This is a genomic window from Pseudomonas sp. HMWF006 (genome assembly GCF_003061205.1).
Classification (GTDB): Bacteria; Pseudomonadota; Gammaproteobacteria; order Pseudomonadales; family Pseudomonadaceae; genus Aquipseudomonas; species Aquipseudomonas monsensis.
This window is the reverse complement of the sequence record NZ_QAIU01000303.1, coordinates 1-8,530: the sequence shown is the minus strand read 5'-3', so window position 1 is coordinate 8,530 and position 8,530 is coordinate 1. Positions and strand designations below refer to the sequence as shown.

Sequence of the window (8,530 nt, the reverse complement as noted above, 5' to 3'; positions counted from 1 at the left end):
CATCAGGCTGAAGTCGATCAGCGAGCGCTGTTCCGTCTGATACGGATCGCCGATCAGCAAAGGGCGAGCCTTGAAACTGTCACTGACCAGGCTCTTGCTGCGGTCCAGCTCATCGAAGTTCAGCCCGGCCATGTCGGCCCAGGTGTGGATCAGGTGCGAGCTGCTGTAAGGACGATCCAGGTCCGCCGCGAAGTTCCAGTCATGGTTCTCGCGCCATTTCGGCGAGGCCCAGGCCATGAACGGAATGGTGTACATCGGTGCGGTCGGCTTGTTTTCGTTACGCCCCAGGGTGTTGTGGCCGACCGAGTCGAACACGTCTTCACCGTGGTCCGACAGGTACAGCAGGAAGCCGTTCGGATCGGACTTTGCGTAATCCTTGATCAGGCTCGACACGACAAAATCGTTGTACAGCACGGCGTTATCGTAGCTGTTGTAGGTCGGGACCTGGTCGTCACGCACACCGGCCGGTACACCGTTGCGATCCTGGAACTTGTCGAAGCTCGGCGGATAGCGGTACTGGTAGCTCATGTGAGTGCCGAGCAGGTGCACGACGATCAATTTGCGCTGCGCCGGATCGTTCAGGGCCTTGTTGAACGGCTCGATCACGTCGCCGTCGTACTGGGCGGCGTTCTGGTTGCGGTTGTTGTTCAGGTACACCTGCTCGTCGGCCTGTTCGGAGAAGGTCGTGAGCATGGTGTTGCGCTTGGTCATGGTCTGCTGGTTGGTGATCCAGAAGGTCTTGTAACCGGCCTGTTTCATCATGCTGACCAGCGACGGCGTCGTCAGGTACAGATCCGGGTGTTCTTCGTCAGCGAAGGTCAACACCTGCTGCAACGCCTCGATGGTATAGGGGCGCGGGGTGACGACGTTATCGAATACCGCCAGTTGATCCTTGAGCTTGTCCAGTTCCGGCGTGGTATTACGCGGATAGCCGTAAAGGCTCATGCGCTGACGGTTGGTCGATTCGCCGATCACCAGCACCAGGGTCTTCGGCTGATCGGCCGAGGCATCCTTGAGGTTTTTCAGCGGCGGGATCTTGCTCACGTTGTGCAGCATGCCCTGCATGTCGGCGAGGGTATCCAGATAACGGTGATAGGCCACGGCCATCTGCCAAGGCACGGCTGGCTCGATGCGGGTTTCGAATTTCTCGAAGCCTTGCGCGAAGGAGCCCATGCGCATCGTCTGTTTGACCAGCGGGTAGCCGACCACGGCGATGACGATGGCGACGGCCGCCACCAGAGCGCGACCACGAGGCATGTACACCGGACGCAGGCGAGTCCACAGGAAATAGGCGAACGCGGTATGGGCGAGGAACGCGACCACCATCCACCAGGCAAAATACTGAGTCATGTATTCGCCGGCTTCGGACACGTTCGACTCGAACATGATGAAGATGACGCTCTGGGAGAATTCCTGCTGATAGATGAAGAAGTAGCCCAGACTGGCCATCGAACAGGCCCACAGCACCAGGCCGATCAAGGCGGCCAGCAGTTTCGTGCGCTTGGGGAACAGCAGCATCGGTGCCAGCCAGAGCGCGCTGGTGAAGAACGCTTGGCGGAACCCGCTGAAGCCGGAGGTGCCGGTGATCTGGATCAGCAGTTGGGTGATGCCGGAAAAATACCAGAAGAATACAAACAGCCAGATAAAACCGGCCCAGTCGAAACCTGTCGCAGTCGTTTTGCTGCGTTTGAACAATGCCATTCGGCGCTCCAGCTGACTCGTTTACAACCACCGCCGGGACATTCATGAAGCCGACGAACGAAGGCCATACGCGAAGGTACGGCCAGAATGGAGGCGGAGTATTACGAAGAGAATGTGAAAGTTTTGTGAGTTGGCGAAAGCGGCCGGGGTAGAGCGTAGGGAACCGCGGTGGCGGTTCCCGAGAAAAGAGGGATCAGGCGTGTGGGTGGCGCTGAACGACCGGCACCGGTTTCGACTGCAGGCCGTGGGCCATCTGCAGTTGGGCCAGTTCCTGCTTCAACTGGTCGCGCTCGTCTTTCAACTGACGCAATTCATCGCGACGGATTGTCACGTACAGGGTTTGTGGCGGCATTGCTGTGTGTACTGTGCCCATTGCTCACCTCGCAAATGGCGTGTCTCAACTGTAAGTAGCCCCCGGTTTCGAGGTGCTCACTTACTATCGGCGCCGATTTTGATTTCTTTTGCCTGTGAATGGAACTTTTTTATTTTTCATGGTCGGTGTGTCTTCGGCAGGATTCGGGGCGTTATCAGTCTGGATCGGGCACAATGCCCGGAAACTTCATCGCAACGCTCTGGACTAACCTCCATCAGTCGCGTTGGGCTATAACCAATGACACACATTTATTTGTAGTAAGGAGCATCAGCACATGCAACTCGGGATTATTGGACTGGGCCGCATGGGCGGCAATATTGCGCGGCGTCTGATGCTCAACGGTCACACCACCGTTGTTTACGACCGCAATACCGCTTTCATCGACAACCTGGTCGCCGAGGGCTCCACCGGCGTCGCCGACTTGCCGGCACTGGTTGCCGGCCTGGCCAAACCGCGCGCGGTCTGGGTCATGCTGCCGGCCGGCGCGCCGACCGAAGACACCATCAACACCCTGAGCACTTTGCTCGAAGCCGGCGACACCATCATCGACGGCGGCAACACCAACTATAAAGATGACATTCGCCGCGCCAAGGCCTTGGCCGAGAAGGGCCTGCACTACATTGACGTCGGCACCTCCGGCGGCGTCTGGGGCCTGGAACGCGGTTACTGCATGATGATCGGCGGCGACGCCGAAACCGTGCAGCGTCTCGACCCGCTGTTCGCCGCACTGGCGCCGGGCATGGGCGACATTCCGCGCACCAAGGACCGCAAGTCCGAGGATCACCGCGCCGAGCACGGCTATATCCACGCCGGTCCTGCCGGTGCCGGGCATTTCGTGAAGATGATCCACAACGGTATCGAGTACGGCATGATGGCGGCCTTCGCCGAAGGCTTCGACATCCTCAAGACCAAGTCCAGCGAACGTCTGCCGGAAGATCAGCGTTTCGATCTGAACGTGGCCGACATCGCCGAAGTCTGGCGCCGTGGCAGCGTGGTTTCATCGTGGTTGCTCGACCTGACCGCTGATGCGCTGGCGAGCGATCCTAAGCTTGACGGCTTCTCCGGTTCGGTAGCGGACAGCGGCGAAGGCCAATGGACCATCGAGGCTGCCATGGAACAAGCGGTGCCGGTCCCGGTGCTGTCCAACTCGCTGTTCTCGCGCTACCGCTCACGCGGCCAGGGCACTTTTGGCGACAAGATTCTTTCGGCCCAGCGCTTCGGCTTCGGCGGCCACGTGGAGATACCGAAGAAATGACCCATACGATCCGCAGAAAATCCAAGGCAGAACCCGCACCACCGACCACGCTGTTTCTGTTCGGTGCCCACGGCGACCTGGTCAAGCGCTTGCTGATGCCGGCGCTGTACAACCTCAGTCGCGACGGCTTGCTTGACGAAAATCTGCGGATCGTCGGCGTTGACCACAACGCCATTACCGATGAAGCCTTCGCGCAAAAGCTCGAAGACTTCATCCGTACCGAAGTGGCGGCGAAGGTCGGCAAGGGCGCTCAGATGCTGGATCCGGCCTTGGGGGGCAAGCTCGCCAAAGGAATCAGCTACGTCCAGGGTGATTTCCTGGACGACAGCACTTATTCCGCGCTGGCGGCGAAAATTGCCGACAGCGGCACCGGCAATGCGGTGTTCTACCTGGCCACCGCGCCGCGTTTCTTCAGTGAAGTGGTGCGCCGACTGGGCAGCGCCGGTTTGCTTGAAGAAACTCCCGAAGCGTTCAGAAGGGTGGTGATCGAGAAGCCGTTCGGCTCCGACCTGCAAACCGCCGAAGCGCTGAACGCCTGTTTGCTCAAGGTGATGTCCGAGAAGCAGATCTACCGGATCGACCATTACCTGGGCAAGGAAACCGTGCAGAACATTCTGGTCAGCCGGTTCTCCAACAGCTTGTTCGAAGCGTTCTGGAACAACCATTACATTGACCACGTGCAGATCACCGCCGCCGAAACCGTCGGCGTTGAAACCCGTGGCAGTTTTTACGAGCACACCGGCGCACTGCGCGACATGGTGCCCAATCACCTGTTCCAGTTGCTGGCGATGGTTGCGATGGAGCCACCGGCCGCGTTCGGTGCCGATGCGGTGCGTGGCGAGAAGGCCAAAGTGGTCGGGGCGATTCGCCCGTGGACCGTCGACGAGGCGCGAGCCAATTCGGTGCGAGGCCAGTACAGCGCCGGCGAAATCGACGGCAAGGCGTTGAACGGTTATCGCCAGGAAGCCAATGTTGCCCCGGACAGCACCACGGAAACCTATGTCGCGCTCAAAGTCATGATCGACAACTGGCGCTGGGTCGGCGTGCCGTTTTACCTGCGCACCGGCAAGCGCATGAGCGTGCGCGACACCGAGATCGTCATTTGCTTCAAACCGGCACCGTACGCGCAGTTCCGTGACACCGAGGTCGACGAACTGCAGCCAACCTACCTGCGTATCCAGATCCAGCCTAATGAAGGCATGTGGTTCGACCTGTTGGCCAAACGCCCGGGCCCCGCGCTGAACATGGCCAATATCGAACTGGGCTTCGCCTACAAGGATTTCTTCGAGATGCAGCCGTCGACCGGTTACGAGACGCTGATCTACGACTGCCTGACCGGCGACCAGACCCTGTTCCAGCGTGCCGACAACATCGAGAATGGCTGGCGCGCCGTGCAACCGTTCCTCGACGCCTGGCAGCAGGACGCGAGCGTGCAGACCTACGCCGCCGGTGAAGATGGCCCGCAAGCCGCCAATGATCTGCTGACTCGCGATGGTCGCGTCTGGCATGGTCTGGGATGAGTCACTCGATCCGCTTTTTGCTCAGTGACATGGATGGCACGCTGTTGCTGCCTGATCACAGCCTGAGCCAGCGCACCATTGACGCCGTGCGCTCGTTGCGCGAGGCCGGCGTGTTGTTCAGCCTGGCGACCGGGCGCCCGCCGAAGGCCATGTTGCAGCAGATCGAAGCCTTGGGCGTCGATCTGCCGACCGCGGCGTTTAATGGCGGCACCCTCGTCAATCCTGACGGCAGCTTGCTGGTGGCGCATTACCTGCCAGCGCCGACGGCGTTGATCGCCCTGGCAACGTTCGCCGATCAACCGGATGTGGAAATCTGGGTGTTCAGCGGTGGCGACTGGCTGCTCAAGGATCCTCACGGCCCGATGGTGCCGCGCGAACAACACGGCCTCGGTTATCCGCCGGTGGTGGTCGAGAGTTTCGAGCCGTACCTGGAGCGCATCGACAAGATTGTCGCCACCAGCCACAACACGGATCTGCTGATCGAGCTTGAGGCGCGTCTGCAGGAGAAGGTTAACGGCATGGCGCAGGTTTCCCGTTCGCAACCGGTGTATCTGGACGTAACGGCGCTGGAAGCCAACAAGGGCAGCGCGCTGGCGACCATTGCCGCGCATCTTGGTATTGCGCTGGAACACACTGCTGCGATTGGTGATGGCGGTAACGACCCGGCGATGTTCCAGTGTGCCGGGCTGTCGATTGCCATGGGACAAGCGGAAGAAGCGGTGAAGCGGCAGGCCGATGTGATTACCGGGCCAAACACTGAAGATGGCGTGGCGCAGGCCATCGAGAGATACATCCTCCCGCGCTGAATAAACGCAAAAACAACTGTAGGAGCGAGCAGGCTCGCTCCTACAGATTATTCGCTGTGATTACAGCCAGTAGCTCACGGCATACCAGCCCAGCAACCCCATCACAAAGGTGTACGGCACCGCCATCCACACCATCCGCCCGTACGACAGGCGCACCAGCGGTGCAATCGCCGACGTCAGCAGGAACAGGAACGCCGCCTGGCCATTGGGCGTCGCCACGCTCGGCAAGTTGGTGCCGGTGTTGATCGCAATCGCCAGCGTCTCGAAATGCTCGCGGCTCATGTGGCCGGCGAGGAATGCCTGTTTCACTTCGGTGATGTAGATGGTGGCGACGAATACGTTGTCACTGATCGCCGACAACAGGCCGTTGGCAATGAACAGCATGCCGGGTTGCTGATCGGCCGGCAGCGCCAGCACCCACTCAATCAGCGGTGCGAACAGTTGTTGGTCGTGAATCACCGCCACCACCGCAAAAAACACCACCAGCAACGCGGTAAACGGCATCGCGTCCTTGAATGCACTGCCTAGACGATGCTCGTCGGTGATCCCGGTAAACGCGGTGATCAGCACGATCACCATCAAGCCGATCAGACCGACTTCCGCCACGTGAAACGCCAGACAACCGATCAGAATCAGCGCCGCGGCACCTTGCACCAACAGTGCAGCGCGTTGGCGCGCCGTGCGCTCGGCGTTGTCTTCGGCGGCGTAGTTGGCCAGGACGGCGCGCACGTTGTCAGGCAGCAGCGTGCCGTAACCGAACCAGCGCAGCTTCTCCAGCAACACACAGGTCACCAGACCCGCCGCCAGCACCGGCAGCGACACCGGCGCGACTTTCTGGAAGAACTCGCCGAAGTGCCAGCCCATCTCATGGCCGATCAACAGGTTCTGCGGCTCACCGACCAGCGTGCACACGCCGCCCAGTGCGGTGCCGACCGCGCCGTGCATCAACAGGCTGCGCAGAAACGCACGAAACTGTTCCAGATCTTCGTGATGCAGCTTCGGCAGGTTCTGGTCGTCGCCAAACTCACTGTCCTGACGCGGGTCATTGCCTGAGGCGACGCGGTGATACACCGAATAGAAGCCCACTGCGGCGCTGATGATCACCGCCGTCACGGTCAAGGCATCGAGAAACGCCGACAGAAACGCCGACAAAAAGCAGAACATCAGCGCGAGGATCGCTTTCGAACGCACGCCGAGCAACAGCCGCGAGAACAGGAACAGCAACAGATCCTTCATGAAGTAGATGCCCGCCACCATGAACATCAGCAGCAGGATTACCGGAAAGTTGTGCACCAGTTCATCGTAAAGCGCCTGCGCGGTGGTCATCTTCAACAACAGCGCTTCGATCAGCAACAGGCCGCCAGGCATCAGCGGATAGCACTTGAGCGCCATGGCGAGGGTGAAGATGAACTCGATCACCAGCAACCAGCCTGCGGCGACCGGACCCACCGTGAACAGCACGAGGGCGTTGAGAATCAGGAATCCGACGATGGTCGCCTTATACCAGCGTGGCGAGTGCCCGAGAAAATTATGCGCGAACGCCTGGGCCATTGAACCGGACATCGGTTGCTCCTTGTATTTAGAAGCGAGCAAGTTGCCGGATGTGTCTGACAAGTTCAAGTCGTGAATGGCGAAACACGTTCCTCAATACCGTAGGCGCTGCCGAAGTGGGCATTACTGATTGAGGTACCGCGCAACCATTGCCCGGTAGTTGCCATCCAGCGAATAACCGCCGACAAGGAGAGCGCCATTCGCCTGCACGGCCAGCGAATTGGCGGTGTCCAGGCTGCGGCCCAGGCGCGTGCGCAACCAGCCGCGACCTTCACCGAAACTCGGATCGAGATGACCGTCAGGGCAGTAACGGGCGACGATAAAATCAGCCTCGAACCCGCCGATGGTCGCGCCGACCGCAATCAGACGGCCGTCGGCCATGCGCTGCGCTGCGCTCCACTGACAACCGCTGGAGCCGATTTCCAGCAGCTGTGGCAGGCCGGCGTTGTGGTGCTGGTCGGGGCGTCCGTTGGTGTGCAGGCTGAGCGCCAGGCAACGGATCGGATCGCGGCTGCTGCCGAAACAATGCAGCGCTTCGGCGGATTCCAGCACCTGACTGACCAGTGCACTTTTGCCGTGGGCCTTGAATGCAAGGAAGCCGTCCACTGCGAAACGTTCGTCCAGACGACCATCGGGCAGGTAACGCGCCAGCAGGCCTTCCTGAGGAAAGTCGATGGAGCCGGCGACCACGATACGTCCGTCGTCCTGCAGCAGCAGGCTACTGAGCCAGGTATTGAGCAAGAGATGCCGGATCATGACGAAGCCACGACCGTTGAACGACTGGTCCAGGCGCCCGTCGGGCTTGAGGCGGATCAATATGCCGGCATGGTCGGCGAGTTCGAAGTGATGATTGGCGATCAGCAGGATATGCCCGTCTGGCTGGACCGCGAAGTCGCAGGCCTCGGCGCCCGGTACGCCCGGTGGCAGCCAGCTGTCGCGGGTGCCCATGGACAACTCGCCTGGCAGGCGGACGATTTGGCGGCCGTTATCGCCGAAGGACTGCTGCAGATGACCGTGGGTATCGAACAAGGCGAGGGCGGGCAAGGTGCGATGGCTGTTTTCATAATGCAGACCGGCCAACAGGATGCGCCCGTCAGGCAGCGTCTGCACTTTGCTGGCGGAGGCTTCGAAGCCTGAGGCAAACGCGTCGATCACGCTGCCCTGATGACCGAAGGTCAGATCGGCGGAGCCATCGGCGAGCAATCGTGCCAGGCCGAAGCGGCTGCCTTCGGCGATGCCGACTTTCGCCGCCACAAGGATTCGGCCTTGGGCATCCAGTGCGACACCCTGTGTCAGGCTGGACAGGCTGCCGGCAAAGTACACC

At 60.5% G+C, this 8,530-nt stretch carries 7 protein-coding genes; 3 read left to right on the top strand and 4 right to left on the bottom strand.

The genetic code is table 11. The features are described from left to right. A partial coding sequence (locus DBR24_RS12535; protein ID WP_128614914.1) for a phosphoethanolamine transferase CptA occupies positions 1-1,701 on the bottom strand: 1,701 nt, incomplete at its 3' end. 193 nt (positions 1,702-1,894) lie between these two features. Beyond that, entirely contained in the window at positions 1,895-2,074 is a 180-nt protein-coding gene (locus tag DBR24_RS12530) for a DUF6026 family protein (RefSeq protein ID WP_123468977.1), read from the bottom strand. A gap of 274 nt (positions 2,075-2,348) precedes the next feature. On the opposite strand from DBR24_RS12530, the gene gnd reads away from it, so the two are divergent. From gnd to DBR24_RS12515, 3 genes are read left to right on the top strand one after another with little or no spacing between them, the layout of a single operon-like run. Then, positions 2,349-3,329 carry a phosphogluconate dehydrogenase (NAD(+)-dependent, decarboxylating) gene (gene gnd / locus DBR24_RS12525; protein ID WP_123468975.1) on the top strand — a complete coding sequence of 327 codons (981 nt, stop codon included), beginning with the start codon at positions 2,349-2,351 and terminating at the stop codon, positions 3,327-3,329. After that, positions 3,326-4,849 carry a glucose-6-phosphate dehydrogenase gene (gene zwf, locus DBR24_RS12520; RefSeq protein WP_128614913.1) on the top strand — a complete coding sequence of 508 codons (1,524 nt, stop codon included), beginning with the start codon at positions 3,326-3,328 and terminating at the stop codon, positions 4,847-4,849. Before gnd ends, zwf begins: the two co-directional genes overlap by 4 nt. Beyond that, positions 4,846-5,655, top strand: coding sequence for an HAD family hydrolase (locus tag DBR24_RS12515; RefSeq protein ID WP_128614912.1), 810 nt, complete (start codon positions 4,846-4,848; stop codon positions 5,653-5,655). The genes zwf and DBR24_RS12515 overlap by 4 nt, the downstream gene beginning before the upstream one ends. Positions 5,656-5,715: 60 nt before the next feature. Here DBR24_RS12515 and nhaB read toward each other — a convergent pair whose 3' ends face one another. Together nhaB and DBR24_RS12505 are read right to left on the bottom strand one after the other, a co-directional pair. After that, positions 5,716-7,218: a sodium/proton antiporter NhaB gene (nhaB, locus tag DBR24_RS12510; protein WP_128614911.1), complete on the bottom strand. Its 1,503-nt coding sequence runs from the start codon at positions 7,216-7,218 to the stop codon at positions 5,716-5,718. Positions 7,219-7,329: 111 nt separating this feature from the next. Next, positions 7,330-8,530, bottom strand: a 1,201-nt coding sequence (locus DBR24_RS12505; RefSeq protein ID WP_128614910.1) for a hypothetical protein, incomplete at its 5' end; no start/stop codon positions are given.